The following is a 22,216-nucleotide window of genomic DNA, read 5'->3' on the forward strand; positions in this document are numbered from 1 at the left end:
CGAAGTGACGCACGACCACGACCTGGTACTCCGCCCCACCGAAGCCCAGAAGGCGGCCGCGCTCGCGCCGCCGCCGGGGCGGACGGGCGGGGACCTGGTCGTGGAAACGCTGCGCTCGCTCGGCGCGAACACCGTCTTCGGCCTGCCCGGCCAGCACGCGCTCGCCCTCTTCGACGCGGTCGGCCGCTCCGACCTGCGCCTCGTGGGGCTGCGTACGGAGAACAACGCGGGCTTCGCGGCCGACGCGTACGGCCGGATCACGGGCGAGGCGGTGCCACTGCTGCTCTCCACCGGCCCGGGCGCGCTGATGGCGCTGCCCGCCCTGGCGGAGGCGGCGGCCGCCTCGGCCCCGGTCCTCGCGATCTCCTCCCAGGTCCCGGTGGCGGGCCTGGGCGGCGGGCGGCGCGGGCACCTGCACGAGCTGCGGGACCAGTCGGCGTCGTTCCGGGACGTGGTGAAGTCCGTCCACACGGTCCGTACGCCCTCCCAGATCCCCTCCGTGATCGCCGAGGCCTGGGAGTCGGCGCTGAGCGCCCCGCACGGCCCGGTGTTCGTGGAGATCCCGGAGGACGTGCTGCGGGCCGAGACGGTCATCCCGCAGGTCACGGGCGTGGACGCGACCCCGCACGAGCTCGCGCCGCGGCCCGAGCTCACGGCGCTCGCCGCCCACTGGCTGGAGAACGCCACCCGCCCGGTGATCATCGCGGGCGGCGGTGTGGTCCGCTCGGACGCGGCGGGCAAGCTCAAGCAGCTCGCGGAGCGGCTGAACGCACCCGTCGTCACCACCTTCGGCGGCAAGGGCGCCTTCCCCTGGACCCATCCGCTCTCCCTCCAGTCCTGGCTGGAGGACCGCCACATGACCGACTTCCTGGAGGACGCGGACGTCCTGCTGGTGGTCGGCTCGGGTCTGGGTGAACTCTCCTCGAACTACCACACGTTCTTCCCGACGGGCCGGGTCGTCCAGATCGAGGCGGACCTCGGCAAGCTGGAGTCGAACCACGCCGGCCTCGGCATCCACGCGGACGCCCGCCTGGCGCTGCAGGCCCTGCTGGAGACGGTGGCCGAACGCGAGGACCCGACCGCCCCGGAGCGCGTCCGCCTGCTCCTCGCGGACATCGCGGCCCGCCTCGCCACCCAGGACGTGGCCCTCGAACAGGAACTCCTCGGCTCGATCCGGGCCGCCCTCCCGGCCCGCTCCCCGTCCTTCTGGGACATGACGATCCTGTCCTACTGGGCCTGGTCCGCCTTCGACCCCCAGCACCCCAACACCATGCACTCGGCGCAGGGCGCGGGCGGCCTCGGCTACGCCTTCCCGGCGGCCCTCGGCGCGTGCGTCGCGGAACCGGACACTCCGGTGCTGGCGGTGTCCGGCGACGGGGGCGCGATGTACTCCGTCGCGGACCTGGCCACGGCGAAGCAGCACGACCTCGACGTCACCTGGCTGATCGTGGACGACGGCGGCTACGGCATCCTGCGCGAGTACGGCTGCGGCACCGGAACCCAGCTGGCCGGACCCGACTTCGTGGCCCTGGCGCAGTCCTTCGGCGTCCCGGCCTCCACCACCACCCCGGAGTCCCTCCGCGAGGACCTCGCGCAGGCCCTCAAGACCCCGGGCCCCTCGGTGGTGGTCCTTCCGGCCACCCTGAAGATGTTCGCCCCGACGCATCTCTGAGGGGTGACCGAGCCGTCAGCCGTCAGCCGTCAGCCGCTGCCCGTCAGCCGCTGCCCGTCGGCCGCGGGGCGGGGCGGCCGTCAGTCGCGACGCCGCCCTTCCGGCTCCTCGTAGGGATGGAGGAGGAGGCTGACCACGGCCACCCCCAGCGCCGTCCACAGCCGTGCCCACGGGTTCTCGGTCAGCACTCCGACGATCTTCGCTGCGAGCAGCGCGATCAGGAACGCGGTGACGTAGGGGACGACGGCGCGGACGGTGCGCTGCATGAAGCTGCTGCTGGTCGGGTGTTCGTGAGTGGACATGGTCCTCGGTCCCTTCGCTGCGCCACCGGGTCGGCGGGCGGCCGACTTCCAGCATCGGCAGCGCGACCCGGTCGGCACAGATCCGGAAAGTCGTGACTTGACAGGGCCCGGCCCCGCCGCCCCCGCGCCTCCCCGATGGCGCCCCCGCGCCTCTGCGCCGTCTCCCCGCCGCCTCCCCGCCCCGGTCGGACGCGGTCCGCGCGCCCCCGCCGTACGGCAGTGCGATTGTTGCGGCGGGATGAAATCCGCCGGTCGGAGCGTTGGCGCTTCCGGCAGGACAGGACGAACGGGGAGGCCTCACGTGGCGGCGGCAGAGACAGCAGCTGGGGAGAAACAGGGCTGGGGCAAGCGGCTGGCGGCCTACACCTGGCGGTATAGGACCAATGTGCTGCTCGCGCTCGGCTCCTCGCTGGCCGGTATGGCCGTCATGGCGGTCGTGCCGCTGGTCACCAAGGTGATCATCGATGACGTCATCGGGGACCGGACGAAGCCCATGGCCCCCTGGGCCGGGATACTCATAGCCGCGGCCCTCCTCGTGTACGTGATGACCTACATACGCAGGTACTACGGCGGGCGGCTCGCCCTCGACGTGCAGCACGACCTGCGCACCGACATGTACGCCACGATCGCCCGCCTCGACGGGCGGCGGCAGGACGAGCTGAACACCGGCCAGGTCGTCGGCCGCGCCACCAGCGACCTCCAGCTGATCCAGGGCCTGCTCTTCATGCTGCCCATGACGATCGGCAACTTCCTGCTCTTCGGGATGTCCCTCGGGATCATGCTCTGGCTCTCGCCGCTGCTGACCCTCGTCGCCCTGCTCATGGCCCCCGCGCTGTGGTTCATAGCCAAGCGCAGCCGCAAGAAGCTCTTCCCCGCCACCTGGTGGGCCCAGGGCCAGGCCGCCGCCGTCGCGACCGTCGTCGACGGGGCCGTGACCGGCGTCCGCGTCGTCAAGGGCTTCGGCCAGGAGGAGCAGGAGACCGGCAAGCTGCGCGAAGCCGGCCGCCGGTTGTTCGCCGGCCGGATGCGGACCATCCGGCTCAACTCGCGCTACACCCCCGCCCTCCAGGCCGTTCCCGCGCTCGCCCAGGTCGCCATGCTGGCCCTCGGCGGTTGGATGGCCACCAACGGCCAGGTCACCCTCGGTACCTTCGTCGCCTTCTCCACCTACCTCGCCCAGCTCGTCGGACCCGTCCGCATGCTCGCCATGGTCCTCACCGTCGGACAGCAGGCCCGGGCCGGCGTGGAGCGCGTCTTCGAGCTCATCGACACCGAGCCCGAGATCCACGAGGGCACCCACGAGCTGCCCGCCGACGCGCCCGCCACCGTCGAGTTCGACGACGTCCGCTTCGGCTACGACCCCGAGCGGCCGGTCCTGGACGGGTTCTCGCTCTCCGTGGCCCAGGGCGAGACCGTGGCCGTCGTCGGTTCCTCGGGCAGCGGCAAGTCCACCGTCGCGCTGCTGCTGCCCCGCTTCTACGACGTCGACGGCGGCGCCGTCCGCGTCGGCGGCCACGACGTCCGCGAGCTGACGTACGACTCCCTGCGCGGCGCGATAGGCCTGGTCCCCGAGGACTCCTTCCTCTTCTCCGACACCATCCGCGCCAACATCGCCTACGGGCACCCCGGCGCCACCGAGGAACAGATCGAGGCCGCCGCCCGCGCCGCCCAGGCCGAGGGGTTCATCCAGGCCCTGCCCGCCGGGTACGACACCAAGGTCGGCGAGCAGGGGCTCACCCTCTCCGGCGGCCAGCGCCAGCGCGTCGCCCTCGCCCGCGCCATCCTCACCGACCCCCGGCTGCTCCTCCTCGACGACGCCACCTCCGCCGTGGACGCCCGCGTCGAGCACGAGATCCACGAGGCCCTGCGCTCCGTCATGGCGGGCCGGACCACCCTGCTGATCGCCCACCGCCGCTCCACGCTCGCGCTGGCCGACCGGATCGCCGTACTCGACCGCGGGCGGCTCGCCGACATCGGCACGCACGAGGAGCTGGAGAGCCGGTCCGCGCTCTTCCGCAGGCTGCTCACCGACCCCGACGCGCTCGGCGCCGCCTCGCCGCGGACCCCGGACGCCCGGGTGATGACCGAGTTCGAGCGCGAGCTCGACCGGGACCTCGAACGCGGCATCGAGCTTGAGGCCGAGATCGACTCGGAGCCCGTCAACGCCAAGCGCCGGGTCGCCGGCGGGGTCACCCCCGAGCTCTGGCGCCGCCAGGACGAGCCCGACGACACGGCCGCCCCCGCTCCCGGCGCCGCCCCCGCCGCCGCGGGTGGCGCGCCCGGAGCCGGGCATTCCATGGCCGGGTCCGTCTCCGGCATGCCCGCCACCCCCGAACTGCTCGCGCAGGTGGCCGCGCTGCCGCCCGCCGACGACCTGCCCGAGGTGGACGAGACCCGCGCCGCGGCCGCCGAGGAGAGCTACGGCCTGCGCCGCCTGCTCCACGGGTTCTGGGCGCCGCTCGCCATCAGCCTCGGCCTCGTCGCCGCGGACGCGGGGGCCGGACTGCTGCTGCCGATCCTGATCCGACACGGCATCGACCAGGGCGTGGAGCAGGCCGTGCTCGGCGCCGTCTGGGTGGCCGCCGGGCTCGCCCTCGCCGTCGTCGTCGCCCAGTGGGCCGCGCAGTTCGCCGAGACCCGGATGACGGGCCGTACCGGCGAGCGCGTGCTGTACGCCCTGCGCGTCAAGATCTTCGCCCAGCTCCAGCGACTCGGCCTCGACTACTACGAGCGCGAGCTGACCGGCAAGATCATGACCCGGATGACCACCGACGTGGACTCGCTGAGCTCCTTCCTGCAGACCGGGCTCGTCACCGCCGTGGTCTCCGTCTTCACCTTCTTCGGCATCCTGATCGCGCTGCTCGTCCTGGACGTCGAGCTCGCGCTGATCGTCTTCGCGACCCTGCCCGTCCTGGTCGTCGGCACCATCGTGTTCCGCCGCAGGTCCGTCGCCGCCTACGAGCTCGCCCGCGACCGGGTCAGCCTGGTCAACGCCGACCTCCAGGAGTCCGTCTCGGGTCTGCGCATCGTCCAGGCCTTCCGCCGCGAGGGCTCGGGCGCCAAGCGCTTCGCCGAGCGCAGCCACTCGTACCGCGAGGCCCGGGTCCGCGGCCAGTGGCTGATATCCGTCTACTTCCCCTTCGTGCAGCTGCTGTCCTCGGGCGCCGCGGCCGCCGTGCTGATCGTCGGCGCGGGCCGGGTGGAGGCCGGGACGCTCACCACCGGCGCGCTGGTCGCGTACCTGCTCTACATCGACCTGTTCTTCGCACCCGTCCAGCAGCTCTCCCAGGTCTTCGACGGCTACCAGCAGGCCACGGTCGCCCTCGGCCGCATCCAGGGGCTGCTGCGCGAGCCCACCACCACGCCGCTGCCCGAGCGGCCGCGCGCACTGGAATCCCTGGGCGGGGAGATCGCCTTCGAGAACGTCCGCTTCCAGTACGGGACGGCCGAGGAGCGGGGCGAGAAGGGCGAGGCCCTGGCCGGTATCACCCTGCGGATACCCGCCGGGCAGACCGTCGCCTTCGTCGGCGAGACCGGAGCCGGGAAGTCCACACTGGTCAAGATGGTGGCCCGGTTCTACGATCCGACCTCCGGCCGGGTCACCGCCGACGGCGCCGACCTGCGCGAGCTGGACCTGACGGCGTACCGCCACCGCCTGGGCGTCGTCCCCCAGGAGGCCTACCTCTTCCCGGGGACGATCCGCGACGCCATCGCCTACGGGCTCCCCGGCGCGAGCGACGCCGAGGTGGAGGCCGCCGCCCGCGCGGTCGGCGCCCACGACATGATCGCCACCCTCGACGGCGGCTATCTGCACACGGTCGCCGAGCGCGGCCGCAACCTCTCCGCAGGCCAGCGCCAGCTGATCGCACTGGCCCGGGCCGAACTCGTCGACCCGGACGTGCTGCTGCTCGACGAGGCCACCGCCGCCCTCGACCTGGCCACCGAGGCCCAGGTCAACCAGGCGACGGACCGGCTCGCGGGCAAGCGGACCACCCTGGTGGTCGCGCACCGGCTGACCACCGCGGCGCGCGCCGACCGGGTCGTGGTCATGGACCGGGGCAGGGTCGTGGAGGACGGCACCCACACCGAACTCCTGGCGCGCGGCGGCCGGTACGCCGAACTGTGGCGCACCTTCGTCGGCGAGGACGAGCGCGCCGCGGCCTGAGCGGACACCGGCCCGAAAGGGGACGCCCCGGGATCAGAACTCGCCGAAGAGCAGGTTCCCCGGGGCGTCCTCGTCGGTGCCGGTGTAGTACTCGCGTACCGCGGCGAGCAGTTCGTCGACGCTGAGGCAGCCGTCCCCGTTCGCGTCGATGCGGCGGAAGAGCGCCTCGGTGTCGGCGGGGCTCAGCCGCGTGTCGAAGGCCTCCTGCGCCCGGTGGAACTCCTGCGGGCTGATGAGCCCGTCGTCGTCGGTGTCGACGACCGTCAGGATCGCGCTCATCATCGGGCGGAACGAGCGGTCGTAGGCGGGCCCGCCCTGCGCGTACAGGCGGGTCATGCCCTGCTTGTACTCCTCGGGCGTGACCTTGCCGTCCCGGTCGATGTCCAGCTCGGTGAACAGGTCCTGCCAGAAGTCGGCCAGCCCGCCCATCACCAGCTCCGCCTTGGGCGAGCCGGCCGGCTCCGCGAGGGCCGTCAGCAGCCGGGAGCCGAGCGCGATGATGTCGTCGGCGTCGATCACGCCGCTCCTGTCGGCGTCCAGGTGCGTGAAGGCGCGCGCCAGCTTGCGGTCGAGCAGGTCGTTCGTCATCTCATGGCCTTTCACGGCTGCAGCCACGGCTGCGGTCACGGCGAGCGGGGTGTCGATCACCTAGCGTAATCGCCGTCCCGGGTGTGAACTCCCGCTGCTCCGCCGGGGGGTGGCGGATGCACCCGTACGAGGGAGGGTGGCCGGTGCCGGTGGGCCGGGCCCTTGTGCGCGGCAACCATCCGGGGAGTTCGGGCGTCGTACGTGCGTGCGTGTGCGGTACGTACGACCGATCGGGGGACAGGGTGTTGCAGGGGTGGAGGAGTCGCGGCCGACGGGTCGTGTCCCTGGGGGTGTTCACGGCGGCGCTGTGGCTCTCGGTGGGCGGGCTGTGCGCGCCGCCGGCGGCGCGGGCCGCGACCGAGGGCTGCGGCGGCCGGCTGGCCCGGACGGTGGCGTTCGAGGCGGGCGAGGTGCGGGTCTACAAGAGCCGCAACCAGGCCTGCGCGATGACCGTGGCGCGGGCCTCCGGCGAGCGGCGCCGGATGGCGGTGAGCATTCAGCCGCGCGGTGGCGCCCCGGTGCGCGAGGCCGGGCGATTCACCCGATATGCCGGGCCTGTCACCGTGGGTGCGATCAACCGCTGCGTGTATGTAAGGGGGAGCGTGGGGGCCGGGTCCGCGGATTCCGGCTGGATCCTGTGCTGAGGGACAGGCCCAACTGGGTCTGGTCAGTGGTGCGTTGACCCGGCTAGGTTCACGGCGACCGAAGTGAACTCAAGGGGAGGGTGAATGCGCAAGACGCTCGGATGGCTGCTGTCGCTCGTGGTGCTCATCGGCACCATGGGCGCGGCCGGCTTCACGGCTCAAGCGGCCACAGCCGCGCAGCCTGCGGCCGCCACGGACATCAAGGACCAGATCCTCGGCATTCCCGGGATGAGCCTGATCGAGGAGAAGCCGTACCCCGGCTACCGCTTCTTCGTACTGAACTACGAGCAGCCGGTGGACCACCGGCAGCCGTGGAAGGGCACCTTCAAACAGCGCCTGACCCTGTTGCACAAGGACGTCTCGCGGCCGTCGGTGTTCTTCACCTCCGGCTACAACGTCAACACCAGCCCGCGCCGCAGTGAGCCGACGACCATCGTCGACGGCAACCAGGTCTCCCTGGAGTATCGATTCTTCACCCCCTCCCGGCCCGACCCGGCCAACTGGTCCAACCTGGACATCTGGCAGGCCGCCAGTGACCAGCACCGCATCTTCACCGCCCTGAAGAAGATCTACAAGAAGAACTGGCTGGCCACGGGCGGCAGCAAGGGCGGCATGACGGCGACGTACTACGAGCGCTTCTACCCGCGCGACATGGACGGCGTCGTCGCGTACGTCGCGCCCAACGACGTCGTCAACAACGAGGACTCGGCCTACGACCGGTTCTTCGCCAAGGTCGGCACCAAGGAGTGCCGCGACAAGCTGAACGCCGTGCAGCGCGAGGCACTGGTGCGCCGCGTGCCGCTGGAGGCCAAGTACGCGGTCGCCGCCGCCGAGAACGGCTGGACCTTCACCACCGTCGGCGACCTCGACAAGGCCTACGAGGCCGTCGTGCTCGACTACGTGTGGGCCTTCTGGCAGTACAGCCTGCTCGCCGACTGCGCCTCCGTCCCGGCCGCCGCCACCGCGACCGACCAGCAGATCTGGGACAGCATCGACGCGATCTCCGGCTTCTCGGCCTACGCCGACCAGGGACTGGAGACGTACACGCCGTACTACTACCAGGCGGGTACGCAGCTCGGCTCCCCGGACATCAAGCAGCCGCACCTCAAGGGCCTGAGCCGCTACGGCTACCAGCCGCCGCGCAACTTCGTGCCCCGCGACATCCCCATGACCTTCCAGCCGGGGGTGATGGCGGACGTGGACCGGTGGGTGCGCGACAACGCCCACCAGATGCTCTTCGTGTACGGGCAGAACGACCCGTGGGGCGCCGAGCCGTTCCACCTCGGCTACAACGTGCGCGACAGCTACGTGATGATCGCGCCGGGGGCCAACCACGGGGCGAACGTCGCCAAGCTGATGGACGGCGAGAAGGCCCTCGCCACCTCGAAGATCCTGCAGTGGGCCGGGGTGGCCCCGGCCGCCGCGCTCGCCGATGCGGGGAAGGCGGCGCCGCTGGCGGCGCCCGACGCCCAGCTCGACCAGCGTGACCCGGAGCGCGAGCCGCAGCTGCGGCCGTAACCGGGAAACGGGACGGGGCGGGACAGGCGGGACACGCGGGCCGCGGGCCGGCGCCTGAGCGATCAGCGCGTCAGCCCGTGGCCCAGCGGGTAGCGGCCCGGGACCGGGACGGGGAGGTGGCCGGCGGGCCGCAGCGCCCCGGTGAGCACCCGGGCCGCCGCCCGCATCTCCACGTCCGTCCAGGAGTACGTCGCCAGCTCCGCCGCGCAGGCCGGCAGCCGGGCCGGGTCGTAGGGGTTGCGGACCGCCAGCGAGACGACCGGGACCCCGGTGGCGATCAGCTCCGCCACCAGCGTGCGCTGCGGACTCTCGCCCTCCGGGACGTTGTACGTGCACACCAGCACCGCCGCGTGACCGGCCGCGGCGGCCACGGCGCGGGCGGGCGGCACCGCCGTGGCCCGGCAGCCCAGGGCGGTCAGCTCCCGGGCCAGTACGGCCGTAGGGGGTCCGGTCGTACCCGTGGGGGAGACCGGGTCCGCCCCGGTGACCAGCAGGCGTGGCCCGGCCGTCGCATCGAACGGCACCAGCCCGCGGGGATCGGCCAGCAGGGTCGTCGTGGCGGCCGCGATCGCGTCGGCGGCATCGAGATGCTGCCGGACGCCCACGGCGGCGTCCACCTCCCGGCCCGTGGTGTACGCCTCGTCGAACAGTCCCCGGCGGGCCTTCAGTTCCAGGATCCGCAGCACCGACTCCTCGACGCGCGCCTCCGTCAGCTCGCCCGACTCCACGGCCGCCCGCACGCTGCGGTGCGCGAGGTCCAGGTCCGGCGGGTTCAGCAGCTGGTCGCAGCCCGCCAGCAGGGCCAGGACCGGGACGCGGTCGTTCCCGTACTTCTGGCGGACCCCGGCCATGTCCAGGGCGTCGGTGACCACCACCCCCTCGAAGCCGAGGCGTTCGCGCAGCAGACCGGTGACGATCGGCCGGGAGAGGGTCGCCGGGTCCCCCGAGGGATCGAGCGCGGGGAAGACGATGTGCGCCGTCATGATGGCGTCCACGCCCGCCTCCACCGCCGCCCGGAAGGGCGGCTCGTCCAGCTCCTCCCAGGCGGCCCGGGTGTGCCGCATCACCGGCAGCCCGACATGGCTGTCGGTCTCGGTGTCCCCGTGGCCCGGGAAGTGCTTGGCGGTGGCGGCGACCCCGGCCCCCTGGTAGCCGCGGACCTGGGCGGCGACCAGCTCCGCCACGGCGTGCGGGTCGGAGCCGAAGGACCGTACGCCGATCACCGGATTGGCCGGGTTGACGTTCACGTCGGCCACCGGCGCGTAGTCCTGCCGGATGCCCATGGCGGCCAGCTCGGAGCCCGCGATGCGCGCCGCCCGCAGGGCGTGGGCGGTGGAGCCGGCCGCACCGAGCGCCATCGCCCCCGGGAGCAGGGTCGCGGGCTTGCCGATCCGGGCGACGGCGCCGTGCTCCTGGTCGGTCGAGAGCAGCAGGGGGATCCGGGCACCGGTGGTGAGGGCGGCCTGCTGGAGGCCGACCGAGAGTGCGGCGATCTGCTGCGGTGCGCGGGTGTTGTGGGCCCAGGCGAAGTAGACGATCCCGCCCAGGTGGTAGCGGGAGACCAGCTCGGCGGCGGTGCGCACCCCGAACGCCGCCAGGTTCTGCTCGGCGTCCGCCGGATCGGGTTCGGTCGCCGAATGCCCGTAGGCCCGTGAGACGAAGAGCTGCCCGACCTTCTCGTCGAGGCTCATCCGCTCCACGAGGGCGCGCAGCCGAGCCCGGCCGGGGCGGCGGCCCGGCGGCCGTGAGTCGTCGGGGGTGTGGTGGGAGCCCACCGCGGCGGACGCCGCCCCGGCGGCCGTGACGGCGACCATGGCGGCTGCGGCGAGCAGGTTCCGGCGCGAGGCGTGGTTCGGCACGCGCCGGACCCTACCGGTGCTGTTCGGGCGGGGTCGGGCGTGTCGCTGCGTGTCGCCCCTCCGGGCGGGGCGGGGCGGTAGGCGGCCTGCGGGCGGGGCCTGTCGGCCGGGGGCCGCCGGGGCCGGCCGCGCGCCGGGGTGTCTCCTCGGTCGCCGAACGTGGCGGGGTGGCGCGCCGTGCGGGGTGGTTGCGTTCGGTGCGCTGCGGGGACACCCCGGCACACACCCGACCCCGTCGGGGCTAGGCCGTCTCTTCCGCCCGGGCCTGCCCGCGGAAGGCCGCGGGCGGCAGGCCGTAGGCCTCGCGGAACGCCCGGCTGAACGCGGACGCGTCCCGGAAGCCCCGCCGGGCGCCGATGACGTGCACGGGCACCTCCTGGTGCAGCGGGTCGGCCAGGTCCTGGCGTGCCCGCGCGAGCCGCTGGCCCTGAAGGAAGGCCGCGACCGTCGCCCCGTCCCCCTCCTGCTGGAACACCCGGTGGAGATAGCTGACGGAGATGTGGTGGGCGGCGGCGATCGCGGGGACGTCCAGCAGCGGATCGTCGGCGTTGTCCCGGATGAAGGCCATCACGCGGAGCGCCAGGGCGCGCCGGTGCGTCTCCGGGGTCAAGGACCGGTCCGCTTCGAGGACGCCGGCAAAGAGCGAGGCGACGAGATCGGCCAGTACGCCGCTCAGGCGCGGGCCCTCGGCCGGCCGGTAGGACCGGCTGTCCTTGGTCACCTGGCCGAGGAAGGTGGCCAGCAGGGCCCCCATTCCCTCCCGGGCCGAGATGCGCTTGCCGATGACCCGGCCAGCGGTGTGCGGGGGCAGCGGCAGCAGCGCTTTGGGCACCTCGACCCCGATGATCTCGACGGAATGCGGGCCGGAACTGATCTCGAACGGCCGTGACGTGTCACTGGTGTGGATGTCGAACACACCGTGCACCACGGTGTCCTTGCCCAGCGTTACCGCTCCCGCCCCGCGTTTGATCAGCGAGAGGTGGAACGCCTCGGGGTCCGACCTCGCTATCAGCTTCGGTGTGCGCTGGAAGGTCAGGGGATGGCATTCCATCGGATAGACCGTGATCCCGCCGAGCGAGATGACGCGCTGGTTCACCCAGAAGTCGGCGGCGTGCTCACTGCGCATCTCCATGGGCGCATGCGTCTCCGACATCAGCGCCCGCCAGCTCTCGAAACGGTCGGCGGGCGCCAGTTCCGCGCTGCGGAACGTTCTCTCGGGCAGCATGATCACGGGTTTACACCGGCCGTGGCGGCCCGCGCAACAAGAGCCGGCCCCGGGGCACGGGCGGCGGGGCGACTCTCCGTCAAGACACTGTGCACGCCAGGCCAATGCGCGGTGCTCCGGCGCTTGGCAGAGTGGGCGCCGGAGGGTCGGTGAGGGGACGGGAAACCGGAGCCCCCGCCGACGACCGGGGGCCTCTCGCGGGCCCGGCACTGAGCTGACGCCGCCAGGGGACGGGGGTTTCGGGCGGCGTCAGCTCAGTGCCGGGACCAGGCCGTCTGGGCCCAGTGCTCCTGAAGGCTCCGTACCGCCTCGGTGATCGCGGGGCGCCGGGCGGCCCCGGTCCGCCACAGGGCGTACAACCGGCGTACGGGGCCCGGCTCCAGCGGTACGGTCACGGCCCCCGGCGGCAGCGCGCCGGTGCCCAGCCGGGGTACGACGGCCACCCCGAGCCCGGCCGCGACCAGGGCGACGATGGTGTGGTTCTCCTCCGCGACATGGGCGATGTCGGGCTCGAACCCGGCGGTGCGCAGGGTCCGTACCAGCCAGTCGTGGCAGACCCGGCCGGGCGGCTGGCAGACCCAGCGCTCGCCGCCGAGGTCGGAGCGCCGGATGACCCGGCGCGTGGTGAAGGGATGCCCGGCCGGTACGACCAGGTCGCAGAGGTCGTCCCCGATCACCGCCTGCTCGATCCCCTCCGGCGCGGGCAGCGGGGCGATGTCCCAGTCGTGGGCCACCGCGAGATCGGTGACCCCCCGGGCCACCAGTTCCACGGACAGGTGCGGGTCCACCTCGGTGAGCCGGACGTCCAGCGCCGGATGCCGGCGGGCCAGGTCGGCCAGCACCTGCGGCAGCAGCCCGCGCGCCGCCGAGGCGAACGCGGCCACCGTCAGCAGCCCGCTGGGCTGCCCGCGGCGCTCCTCCAGGGTGGTCTCGGTGCGCTCCACGATCGCCAGCAACTCCTGGGCGGCGTCGGCCAGATGGCGGGCCTCCTCGGTGAGCGCGACCCCGCGCCCGCGCCGCTCCAGCAGGGTGGTGCGGGTCTCCCGTTCCAGCTTGGAGATCTGCTGGGAGACCGCCGAGGGGGTGTAGCCGAGGGCGGCCGCCGCGCCCGCGACCGAGCCGTGGACGGAGACGGCGTGCAGGGCGCGCAGCCGGGCGAGATCGAGCATGCCTCCATCGTGGCACCGCGGATACCCGTAAGCAATGCTTCATCCATCCCGGAAGACATCCGAGCTGGTGCTACACGGTCGGGCGGCCGATGCTCGAAGCATGCGTCCCGTACACACCGCCCTCGCCGTGCTCGTCGCAGCCGTCTGGGGCTTCAACTTCGTGGTCATCGAGATCGGCCTCGACCACTTCCCGCCCCTGCTCCTGTCCGCCCTGCGCTTCCTCGTCGCAGCCCTGCCCGCCGTGTTCTTCGTCGGGCGGCCCAAGGCCGCCTGGAAGTGGATCGCCGGCGTCGGGATCGCCCTCGGCGTCGCCAAGTTCGGCCTGCTCTTCACCGGCATGGACGCGGGCATGCCGGCCGGACTCTCCTCGCTCGTCCTGCAGATCCAGTCCGTCTTCACCGCCGTCCTCGCCGCCGTCGTGCTGCGCGAGCGGCCGGGCCGGGTGCGGGTGCTCGGGATGGCCGTGGCGCTCGCCGGGATCGCGGTCGCCGCGGTGGACGGCGGGACCTCCGGTCCGGTGCTCGGCTTCACGCTGGTCGTGGCGGCCGCCGCCTGCTGGGGCGTGTCCAACGTCCTGACCCGCAAGGCCGCCCCGCCCGACGCCCTGAACTTCATGGTGTGGGTGTGCACGGTTCCGGTGCTGCCGCTGTTCGCGCTCTCGCTGCTGCTGGAGGGCCCCGAGCGGGACCTGGCCGCGCTGCGGGCCCTGGACTGGTCCGGGGCGGCCGTCATCGGCTACGTCGCCTGGGTGTCCACCGTCTTCGGCTTCGCCGCCTGGAGCCACCTGCTGCGCCGCTACCCGGCCTCCTCGGTGGCCCCGTTCTCGCTGCTGGTCCCGGTCTTCGGGATGTCCTCCGCGGCCCTGGTCCTCGGGGAGTCCGTCTCGGGGCTGCGCTGGCTGGCGGCCGTACTGCTGGTGGGCGGGGTGGCGCTGACCTCGCTGGCCCCCGCGCGCGCCGTGAACCGTACGGGGGTCGGTTCGGGCGTCAGCGCGGGGAGCCCTCCTGCAGCGGCAGCCGCCAGTCCTGTCCCGTCAGGCTCACTCCGTACGAGCGGTGCGGCCGCTCCGCGATCAGGGTGAACCCGGCCTTCAGGTAGATGTCGCGGGCGTCGGCCAGCACGTCGTTGGTCCACAGCACCAGCTCGCGGTAGCCGACCGAGCGGGCGAAGGCCACGACGGTGTCGACCAGCAGGGTGCCGACGCCGCGGCCGCGGCCCTGCGGGTCGACCAGGAGCAGCCGCAGCCGGGCGGTGCCGGGCGAGCCCTCCTCCCGTACGCACATCACCGAGCCGACGGGCCGGCCGTCCAGCTCCGCGATCCACACCCGTTCCAGGTGGGGGTCGTGGTCCTGGGCGAAGTCCGCGACGATCCGGGCGACCAGGCCCTCGAAGTCGCTGTTCCAGCCGTACTCGGCGGCGTACAGCGCGCCGTGGCGCTGCACGATCCACCCCAGGTCCCCCGGTTCCGGGTCGCGGAGCCGCACGCTCTCAGCCATGGGGCAACTCTAGGGGGTGTCCTGCCGATCAGGGCGGGCTCGCGGGGTCCGGCACCGCGCCTCGCCGCGTTGTCCTCGGTCGGCGACGCTCCGCGTCGCCTCCCTCGTCCGCCTTGCGATCCTTCCCCTAGGCCCTGCGGGCCTGGGGAGACCCCATGGCACCGGACCCCGCTCCCTGACCCGCCCTGATCGACAAGACACCCCCTAAGGGGAGGGCGCGCCGGTGGGGCCTCTGAAGGGCGATTTCCTGCCGCCTACTTCTTGCCACCGCCGAGGATCTCGCCGAGCAGGTCGCCGAGTCCGCCGCCCGCGGCGGGGGCCGCGCCGGCCGCCCCGGTGCCCGCCGCCTTGCCGGAGGCGCGCTTGGCGAGGACCGCCAGGACGACCGGGAGCAGCATCTCGATGACCCGGCTGATGGTGGCCGCGGGGATGCCGGTCCGCTTCGAGACGGCGGCGGCCACCGGCTTGCTCACCTTGGCAAGGACCCCGGCCATCATGCCGCCGCTGAGCAGGCCGCCGAGGCCGCCGAGGCCGCCGAGCGTGGCCACGCCCTCCAGTGGCGGCTCGGCCTCGGCCACCTCGACGATGGCCTGGCGCACCTCCACGCCGTCGGCGTCGTCCGCGTCGGCCTTCTTCCGGAGGCCGCCGGTCATGGAGCCGACGGTCTCGGCGACGGTCTCCTTGGCGCCGGCGGTGTCCGTGCCGAGCAGCCCGGCGATCTCGGTCAGCTTGTCGTCGCCGAGTTCGCCCAGCACGTCGTCCTGGAATGAAGATTCGCTCATGCCCGAAACGCTACTTCTGTGGTGATTCACCGGCACCTTGAGTAGGCATTCGGTAACGGAAACGTAAAGCTGTGGCTCCGGATGCAACCGTGCGGGCGTATCGCGGGTCGTATGTTGCGTCGGTGCTTCCGGGGAGGGATCTGGGGGGATCGGGAAGTCCGACACGGGAGGGGTAACCGTGAGGGGGTCCGGCCGCGAGGCGGGACCCCCTTTGCGTTCCCCCGTCGCCCCGCCCCTGCCGCCCCGCCCCCGCGCGTTGTCCACAGGCCTGACGCACTGTCGGCGCCGCCCGGTAGTTTCGGGTCATGGCAGCAGCAGACGGGGCGCCGCGGGCGGTGCAACTGGCAGTGGTCGACGGCGTGCTCGAACGCATCACCTACGCCAACGAGGAGAGCGGGTACACGGTCGCCCGCGTGGACACCGGCCGCGGCGGCGGCGATCTGCTCACGGTGGTCGGCGCGCTGCTGGGCGCCCAGCCCGGCGAGTCCCTGCGCATGGAGGGCCGCTGGGGCTCCCACCCGCAGTACGGCAAGCAGTTCACCGTGGAGAACTACCGGACCGTGCTCCCGGCGACCATCCAGGGCATCCGCCGCTACCTCGGCTCCGGCCTGATCAAGGGCATCGGCCCGAAGATCGCCGAGCGGATCGTGGACCACTTCGGCACCGACACCCTCGACGTCATCGAGGGCGAGCCGAAGAGGCTGATCGAGGTACCCGGGCTCGGTCCCAAGCGGACGAAGCTGATCGGCGCGGCCTGGGAGGAGCAGAAGGCCATCAAGGAGGTCATGGTCTTCCTCCAGGGCGTCGGCGTCTCCACCTCCATCGCCGTGCGCATCTACAAGAAGTACGGGGACGCCTCCATCTCCGTGGTGAAGAACCAGCCCTACCGGCTCGCCGCCGACGTGTGGGGCATCGGCTTCCTCACCGCCGACCGCATCGCCCAGGCCGTCGGCATCCCGCACGACAGCCCCGAACGGGTGAAGGCCGGCCTCCAGTACGCCCTGTCCCAGTCCACGGACCAGGGGCACTGCTTCCTGCCCGAGGACCGGCTCATCGCCGACGGGGTCAAGCTGCTCCAGGTGGACACGGGGCTGGTGATCGACTGCCTGGCCGAGCTCGCCGCCGACCCGGAAGGGGTCGTACGGGAGTCCGTACCGGATCCGCAGGGCGGGCCGGACCCGCTGACCGCCGTGTACCTGGTGCCCTTCCACCGGGCCGAGCTGTCCCTGGTGGGGCAGGTACGCCGGCTGCTGCACGCCGAGGACGACCGGATGCCGGGCTTCCAGGACGTGGACTGGGAGAAGGCCCTGGGCTGGCTCGCCGGGCGGACGGGGGCCACGCTCGCCCCCGAGCAGCGGGACGCCGTGAAGCTGGCGCTGACCCGCCGGGTCGCCGTCCTCACGGGCGGGCCCGGCTGCGGGAAGTCCTTCACCGTGCGTTCGATCGTCGAGCTGGCGCGGGCGAAGAAGGCCAAGGTGGTGCTGGCCGCGCCCACCGGCCGGGCGGCGAAGCGGCTGGCGGAGCTCACCGGGGCCGAGGCCTCCACGGTGCACCGGCTGCTGGAGCTCAAACCGGGCGGGGACGCGGCGTACGACCGGGAGCGGCCGCTGGACGCGGACCTGGTCGTCGTCGACGAGGCCTCGATGCTGGACCTGCTGCTGGCCAACAAGCTGGTCAAGGCGGTGGCGCCGGGGGCACACCTGCTGCTGGTCGGCGATGTGGACCAGCTGCCGTCGGTCGGCGCCGGGGAGGTGCTGCGGGACCTGCTGGCCGAGGACGGCCCGGTGCCCGCGGTGCGCCTGACCCGGATCTTCCGGCAGGCCCAGCAGTCCGGCGTGGTCACCAACGCCCACCGGATCAACACCGGGTTGCCGCCGATCACGGACGGGCTGCCGGACTTCTTCCTCTTCCCGGAGGAGGACACCGAGGCGGCCGGGGTGCTGGCCGTGGACGTGGCGGCCCGAAGGATTCCGGCCAGATTCGGGCTCGACCCGCGGCGGGACGTCCAGGTTCTCGCGCCGATGCACCGCGGCCCGGCCGGCGCCGGAAACCTCAACGGACTGCTGCAGCAGGCGATGACACCGGCCCGGCCGAACCTGCCGGAGAAGAGGTTCGGCGGCCGGGTCTTCCGGGTGGGCGACAAGGTGACCCAGATCCGGAACAACTACGAGAAGGGCGCCAACGGTGTCTTCAACGGCACGGTCGGCGTGGTCACCGGCCTGGACGTGGACGAACAGCGCCTGACGGTGCGGACGGAGGAGGATGAGGAGATCGTGTACGAATTCGGTGAGCTCGACGAGCTGGCCCACGCGTACGCCGTCACCATTCACCGTTCACAGGGGAGTGAATATCCGGCAGTGGTGATCCCCGTCACCACCGGGGCCTGGATGATGCTCCAGCGCAACTTGCTCTACACGGCGGTGACCAGGGCGAAGAAACTGGTCGTCCTCGTCGGGTCCCGCAAGGCCCTCGGCCAGGCGGTGCGTACCGTTTCCGCAGGCAGGAGGTACACGGCGGTCGCTGCCAGGCTGTCCGGCCGGATACCGGTGGGAAACATCACCTAGATGATCGATCATTTGGGGTTCCGGCAACCGGTGCGGGGGGGCAGGATGAGCAGGTTGGCGGCACTCAGTGCCGTCAAAAGCACCAAAGGCCGACCCCGAGTGCACTCTCCTGCGCCAAATGGGGGAAGGTAGAGGCAGTCAGGGCACCTCGAAGAAGAGGCACTACGTCGGTGAGGGATGACGTGAGCGACAACTCTGTAGTACTCCGGTACGCGGACGGTGAATACACCTACCCGGTGGTCGAAAGCACCGTCGGTGACCAGGGCTTCGACATCTCGAAGCTGCGGGCCCAGACCGGGCTCGTCACCTTGGACAGTGGCTACGGCAACACCGCGGCCTACAAGTCCGCGATCACCTACCTCGACGGTGAGCAGGGCATCCTGCGCTACCGCGGTTACCCGATCGAGCAGCTGGCCGAGCGTTCGACCTTCATCGAGGTCGCGTACCTGCTGATCAACGGTGAGCTGCCGACCGTCGACCAGCTCGCGTCGTTCCGCAACGAGATCACCCAGCACACGCTGCTGCACGAGGACGTGAAGCGCTTCTACGACGGCTTCCCGCGGGACGCGCACCCGATGGCGATGCTGTCCTCCGTGGTCAGCGCGCTGTCGACGTTCTACCAGGACAGCCACAACCCGTTCGACGAGACGCAGCGCAACCTCTCGACGATCCGCCTGCTGGCCAAGCTCCCGACGATCGCGGCCTACGCGTACAAGAAGTCGGTCGGCCACCCGGTGGTCTACCCGCGCAACGACCTCGGCTACGTCGAGAACTTCCTGCGCATGACCTTCTCCGTGCCGGCCCAGGAGTACGACCTGGACCCGGTCGTGGTCTCCGCGCTCGACAAGCTGCTGATCCTGCACGCGGACCACGAGCAGAACTGCTCCACCTCCACCGTGCGCCTGGTCGGCTCCTCGCAGGCGAACATGTTCGCCTCGATCTCCGCCGGCATCTCGGCCCTGTGGGGTCCGCTGCACGGTGGCGCCAACCAGTCCGTCCTCGAGATGCTGGAAGGCATCAAGAACGACGGCGGCGACGTCGACGCCTTCATCCGCAAGGTGAAGAACAAGGAAGACGGCGTCCGCCTCATGGGCTTCGGGCACCGCGTCTACAAGAGCTTCGACCCCCGGGCGAAGATCATCAAGGCGGCGGCGCACGACGTCCTCTCGGCGCTCGGCAAGAGCGACGAGCTGCTCGACATCGCGCTCAAGCTGGAAGAGCACGCGCTGGCCGACGACTACTTCGTCGAGCGCAACCTCTACCCGAACGTGGACTTCTATACTGGTCTCATCTACCGGGCGATGGGCTTCCCCACCGAGATGTTCACCGTGCTCTTCGCGCTCGGCCGCCTTCCCGGCTGGATCGCCCAGTGGCACGAGATGATCAAGGAGCCGGGTTCCCGCATCGGTCGCCCGCGCCAGATCTACACCGGCGAGGTCCTGCGCGACTTCGTTCCCGTAGAAGCCCGCTGACCCGAGGCTTTCCTCCGCGCGGCGTGCGGCCGCGCGGAGCGCACCGCAGGTAACCCTGAGCATGCGAGAAGCGCCCCGCCGTCGATCCCCCCACGGGTCGACGGTCGGGGCGCTTCCCTTTTCCCCGAAACGGATTCCCCCCACGGGACCCGAGCCGGGGCGTCGGTGTGCCGGGACCCGTTCGTCCGGGAGGGCCGCTCAAAGCCTCCCGCGGGTACGTGTCCCGGCCGGCTGATACCCACGGAAACCCCCCAGGTCTCCGTGAAACGTCCCCCAAGACGTTCTTGGTATCGCCCCATTAGACCCACGACGACCCCGGATGGTTACGTTGCGGTCACTGTGATCTGCGTCTCCCGTGAAGGAAGTGTGCGGACCATGAGGAGAGAGGTTACTAGCGGAAGGACCGCAACCGGAGGCTGTTGGTCACCACGAAGACCGAGGAGAAGGCCATCGCGGCCCCCGCGATCATCGGATTGAGCAGACCGGCGGCCGCCAGCGGCAGGGCCGCCACGTTGTAGCCGAAGGCCCAGAACAGGTTGCCCTTGATCGTGGCCAGCGTCCGGCGCGAGAGCCGGATCGCGTCCGCCGCGACCCGCAGGTCACCCCGTACGAGGGTGAGGTCGCCCGCCTCGATGGCCGCGTCCGTGCCGGTGCCCATGGCCAGCCCCAGGTCCGCCTGGGCCAGCGCGGCCGCGTCGTTGACCCCGTCGCCGACCATCGCGACCGTACGGCCCTGCGCCTGCAGGCGGCGTACGACGTCCACCTTGTCCTGCGGGAGGACCTCGGCGATCACCTCGTCGATGCCCACCTCGCGGGCCACCGTCGCGGCGACGGCCTTGTTGTCGCCCGTCAGCAGGACCGGGGTGAGGCCCAGCGCCCGCAGCCGGGAGACCGCCTCGGCGCTGGTCTCCTTGACCGCGTCGGCCACGGTCAGGACCCCGCGTGCCGCGCCGTCCCAGGCCACCAGGACGGCGGTGCTGCCCGCGGCCTCGGCGGCCGACTTGGCCTCGGCCAGTGGGGCCGGCAGCTCGATCGACCAGTCGGCCAGCAGCCGCTCGCGGCCCACCAGGACGGCGTGTCCGTCGACCACGCCCTGGACGCCGAGCCCGGCGACGTTCTCGAAGGACTCCGGAACCGGCAGGGAGCCGGCCCGCTCCGCAGCCCCGGCGGCGACGGCCCGGGCGATCGGGTGCTCCGAGGCGTGCTCCAGGGATCCGGCCAGGCGCAGGAGTTCGCGTTCGTCGACGCCCGCGGCGGTGAAGACGCCGCCGAGGGTCATCCGGCCGGTGGTGACGGTGCCGGTCTTGTCCAGGACGACGGTGTCCACGCGGCGGGTGGATTCCAGCACCTCGGGGCCCTTGATCAGGATGCCGAGCTGCGCGCCCCGCCCGGTGCCGACCATCAGCGCGGTCGGGGTGGCCAGGCCCAGGGCGCACGGGCAGGCGATGATCAGGACGGCCACGGCGGCGGTGAAGGCGGCGGTGGGGTCGTCGGTGATCAGCAGCCAGGTGATCCAGGTGCCGATGGCGAGCACCAGGACGACGGGGACGAAGATCCCGGAGATCTGGTCGGCGAGGCGCTGCACCTCGGCCTTGCCGTTCTGCGCGTCCTCCACCATCTTCGCCATCCGGGCGAGCTGGGTGTCGGCGCCGATCCGGGTGGCCTCGACGACCAGGCGTCCGGAGGTGTTGACGGTGGCTCCGGTGACGGAGTCGCCCACGGCGACGTCGACCGGTACGGACTCGCCGGTCAGCATGGAGGCGTCCACGGCGGAGCTGCCCTCGACGACGGTGCCGTCGGTGGCGATCTTCTCACCGGGGCGGACGACGAACCGGTCGCCGACCGCGAGCGCACCTACCGGGATCCGGACCTCCTGGCCCGCGCGCAGGACGACGACGTCCTTGGCTCCCAGTTCCAGCAGGGCCCTGAGGGCCGCGCCCGCCTTCCGCTTGGAGCGGGCCTCCAGGTAGCGGCCCAGGAGGATGAAGGAGACGACGCCGGCCGCGACCTCCAGGTAGATGGCGGAGGAACCGTCGGTGCGGGAGATGGTGCCCCCCTGAACTGTGAAGAGGGCGAAGCCGTGGCGCATGCCGGGCATGCCCGCGTGGCCGAAGAACAGGGCCCACAGCGACCAGGTGAAGGCGGCCAGCGTGCCGACCGAGACGAGGGTGTCCATGGTGGCGGCGCCGTGCCGGGCGTTGGTCCAGGCGGCCTTGTGGAAGGGGTATCCGCCCCAGATGACGACGGGGGCCGCGAGGGTCAGGGAGAGCCACTGCCAGTTGTCGAACTGGAGGGCCGGGATCATTGCGAGCAGGACGACGGGCAGGGCGAGCGTGACGGAGACCAGCAGGCGCTGCCGCAGTGCGGCGAGCGCCGGGTCGGGGGCCTCGGCCGTCCCGGCCGCCTCGCTCCGCGCTTCCTCGGCGGCTTCCGGGGCGGGCGGCGGCGGGGGCTCCTCGGCGGTGTAACCGGTCTTGACGACGGTCGCGATCAGATCGGCGACCTGCACGTCGCCGCTGTAGGAGACGCGGGCCTTCTCGGTGGCGTAGTTCACCGAGGCTTCGACGCCGTCCATCCGGTTGAGCTTCTTCTCGATGCGGGCGGCGCAGGAGGCGCAGGTCATCCCGCCGATCGAGAGTTCGACCGCCGTTATCGGTCCGTCGTGCACTGTGCTGCTGCTCATGTTCCGGCTCCAGAGGGATGGCCGGGCCGTACGGGACCAGTATGAGCTGGCCGGCACGGCCCGGCAGGGTGCCGCGG

General features: G+C 72.2%; 14 protein-coding genes and 1 pseudogene. 7 read left to right on the plus strand and 8 right to left on the minus strand.

The genetic code is table 11. The annotated features are described in order from the left end of the window. The first annotated feature begins 4 nt into the window (after positions 1–4). The gene (locus tag ACZ4YL_RS04285; RefSeq protein WP_468113650.1) at positions 5–1,672 is read left to right on the plus strand and encodes a thiamine pyrophosphate-binding protein; all 1,668 of its coding nucleotides are present in this window, start codon (positions 5–7) and stop codon (positions 1,670–1,672) included. A gap of 80 nt (positions 1,673–1,752) precedes the next feature. Here ACZ4YL_RS04285 and ACZ4YL_RS04290 read toward each other — a convergent pair whose 3' ends face one another. After that, positions 1,753–1,974 (minus strand): hypothetical protein, encoded by a 222-nt coding sequence (locus ACZ4YL_RS04290; RefSeq protein WP_468113651.1) that lies wholly within the window; start codon positions 1,972–1,974, stop codon positions 1,753–1,755. Positions 1,975–2,275: 301 nt separating this feature from the next. Between ACZ4YL_RS04290 and ACZ4YL_RS04295 the strand changes: the two genes are divergently transcribed. Then, on the plus strand, positions 2,276–6,139 hold the full coding sequence (locus tag ACZ4YL_RS04295) for an ABC transporter ATP-binding protein (RefSeq protein WP_468113652.1): 3,864 nt from the start codon (positions 2,276–2,278) through the stop codon (positions 6,137–6,139). Positions 6,140–6,172: 33 nt separating this feature from the next. Here the strand turns inward: ACZ4YL_RS04295 and ACZ4YL_RS04300 are convergent, their stop codons facing one another. Continuing rightward, on the minus strand, positions 6,173–6,727 hold the full coding sequence (locus ACZ4YL_RS04300) for an EF-hand domain-containing protein (protein WP_468113653.1): 555 nt from the start codon (positions 6,725–6,727) through the stop codon (positions 6,173–6,175). A 278-nt stretch (positions 6,728–7,005) separates the two neighbouring features. Between ACZ4YL_RS04300 and ACZ4YL_RS04305 the strand changes: the two genes are divergently transcribed. Beyond that, positions 7,006–7,371: a hypothetical protein gene (locus tag ACZ4YL_RS04305; protein ID WP_468113654.1), complete on the plus strand. Its 366-nt coding sequence runs from the start codon at positions 7,006–7,008 to the stop codon at positions 7,369–7,371. A gap of 84 nt (positions 7,372–7,455) precedes the next feature. Further along, positions 7,456–8,889, plus strand: a complete 1,434-nt coding sequence (locus ACZ4YL_RS04310; RefSeq protein ID WP_468113655.1) for a S28 family serine protease — start codon at positions 7,456–7,458, stop codon at positions 8,887–8,889. Positions 8,890–8,951: 62 nt separating this feature from the next. On the opposite strand, the gene ACZ4YL_RS04315 is transcribed toward ACZ4YL_RS04310, so the two are convergent. The 3 genes from ACZ4YL_RS04315 to ACZ4YL_RS04325 all read right to left on the minus strand — a co-directional run bounded on the left by ACZ4YL_RS04315 (position 8,952) and on the right by ACZ4YL_RS04325 (position 13,142). Further along, positions 8,952–10,703 (minus strand): glycoside hydrolase family 3 protein, encoded by a 1,752-nt coding sequence (locus tag ACZ4YL_RS04315; RefSeq protein WP_468114088.1) that lies wholly within the window; start codon positions 10,701–10,703, stop codon positions 8,952–8,954. 286 nt (positions 10,704–10,989) lie between these two features. Further along, entirely contained in the window at positions 10,990–11,973 is a 984-nt protein-coding gene (locus ACZ4YL_RS04320) for an AraC family transcriptional regulator (protein ID WP_468113656.1), read from the minus strand. A gap of 254 nt (positions 11,974–12,227) precedes the next feature. Next, the gene (locus tag ACZ4YL_RS04325; RefSeq protein ID WP_468113657.1) at positions 12,228–13,142 is read right to left on the minus strand and encodes a LysR substrate-binding domain-containing protein; all 915 of its coding nucleotides are present in this window, start codon (positions 13,140–13,142) and stop codon (positions 12,228–12,230) included. Positions 13,143–13,242: 100 nt separating this feature from the next. On the opposite strand from ACZ4YL_RS04325, the gene ACZ4YL_RS04330 reads away from it, so the two are divergent. Further along, a complete protein-coding gene (locus ACZ4YL_RS04330) occupies positions 13,243–14,223 on the plus strand; it encodes an EamA family transporter (RefSeq protein WP_468113658.1) in 981 nt (326 codons plus the stop codon). On the opposite strand, the pseudogene ACZ4YL_RS04335 reads toward ACZ4YL_RS04330, so the two are convergent. Beyond that, positions 14,129–14,641 (minus strand): annotated as a pseudogene (locus ACZ4YL_RS04335) (GNAT family N-acetyltransferase); the annotation flags it as partial. The gene ACZ4YL_RS04330 and the pseudogene ACZ4YL_RS04335 sit on opposite strands and share 95 nt — an antisense overlap. 251 nt (positions 14,642–14,892) lie before the next feature. Continuing rightward, positions 14,893–15,420, minus strand: coding sequence for a DUF937 domain-containing protein (locus ACZ4YL_RS04340; protein ID WP_468113659.1), 528 nt, complete (start codon positions 15,418–15,420; stop codon positions 14,893–14,895). Positions 15,421–15,725: 305 nt separating this feature from the next. On the opposite strand from ACZ4YL_RS04340, the gene recD2 reads away from it, so the two are divergent. Together recD2 and ACZ4YL_RS04350 are read left to right on the plus strand one after the other, a co-directional pair. Then, positions 15,726–17,984, plus strand: a complete 2,259-nt coding sequence (gene recD2, locus ACZ4YL_RS04345) for an SF1B family DNA helicase RecD2 (RefSeq protein WP_468113660.1) — start codon at positions 15,726–15,728, stop codon at positions 17,982–17,984. A 182-nt stretch (positions 17,985–18,166) separates the two neighbouring features. Next, complete coding sequence (locus ACZ4YL_RS04350; protein ID WP_052871576.1) at positions 18,167–19,456, plus strand: citrate synthase; 1,290 nt, start codon at positions 18,167–18,169, stop codon at positions 19,454–19,456. Positions 19,457–19,847: 391 nt separating this feature from the next. On the opposite strand, the gene ACZ4YL_RS04355 is transcribed toward ACZ4YL_RS04350, so the two are convergent. Further along, positions 19,848–22,139, minus strand: coding sequence for a heavy metal translocating P-type ATPase (locus ACZ4YL_RS04355; RefSeq protein ID WP_468113661.1), 2,292 nt, complete (start codon positions 22,137–22,139; stop codon positions 19,848–19,850). Between the last annotated feature and the right edge of the window lie 77 nt (positions 22,140–22,216).

This window comes from Streptomyces sp. NPDC030021 (assembly GCF_055574035.1).

What these genes read in the sequence shown, in the direction of transcription:
- ACZ4YL_RS04290 (WP_468113651.1), bottom strand. Translation starts at nt 1,974, where the DNA reads ATGTCCACTCACGAACACCCGACCAGCAGCAGCTTCATGCAGCGCACC.
- ACZ4YL_RS04310 (WP_468113655.1), top strand. Translation starts at nt 7,456, where the DNA reads ATGCGCAAGACGCTCGGATGGCTGCTGTCGCTCGTGGTGCTCATCGGC.
- ACZ4YL_RS04300 (WP_468113653.1), bottom strand. Translation starts at nt 6,727, where the DNA reads ATGACGAACGACCTGCTCGACCGCAAGCTGGCGCGCGCCTTCACGCAC.
- ACZ4YL_RS04320 (WP_468113656.1), bottom strand. Translation starts at nt 11,973, where the DNA reads ATGCTGCCCGAGAGAACGTTCCGCAGCGCGGAACTGGCGCCCGCCGAC.
- ACZ4YL_RS04340 (WP_468113659.1), bottom strand. Translation starts at nt 15,420, where the DNA reads ATGAGCGAATCTTCATTCCAGGACGACGTGCTGGGCGAACTCGGCGAC.
- ACZ4YL_RS04355 (WP_468113661.1), bottom strand. Translation starts at nt 22,139, where the DNA reads ATGAGCAGCAGCACAGTGCACGACGGACCGATAACGGCGGTCGAACTC.
- ACZ4YL_RS04325 (WP_468113657.1), bottom strand. Translation starts at nt 13,142, where the DNA reads ATGCTCGATCTCGCCCGGCTGCGCGCCCTGCACGCCGTCTCCGTCCAC.
- recD2 (WP_468113660.1), top strand. Translation starts at nt 15,726, where the DNA reads ATGGCAGCAGCAGACGGGGCGCCGCGGGCGGTGCAACTGGCAGTGGTC.
- ACZ4YL_RS04330 (WP_468113658.1), top strand. Translation starts at nt 13,243, where the DNA reads ATGCGTCCCGTACACACCGCCCTCGCCGTGCTCGTCGCAGCCGTCTGG.
- ACZ4YL_RS04315 (WP_468114088.1), bottom strand. Translation starts at nt 10,703, where the DNA reads ATGGTCGCCGTCACGGCCGCCGGGGCGGCGTCCGCCGCGGTGGGCTCC.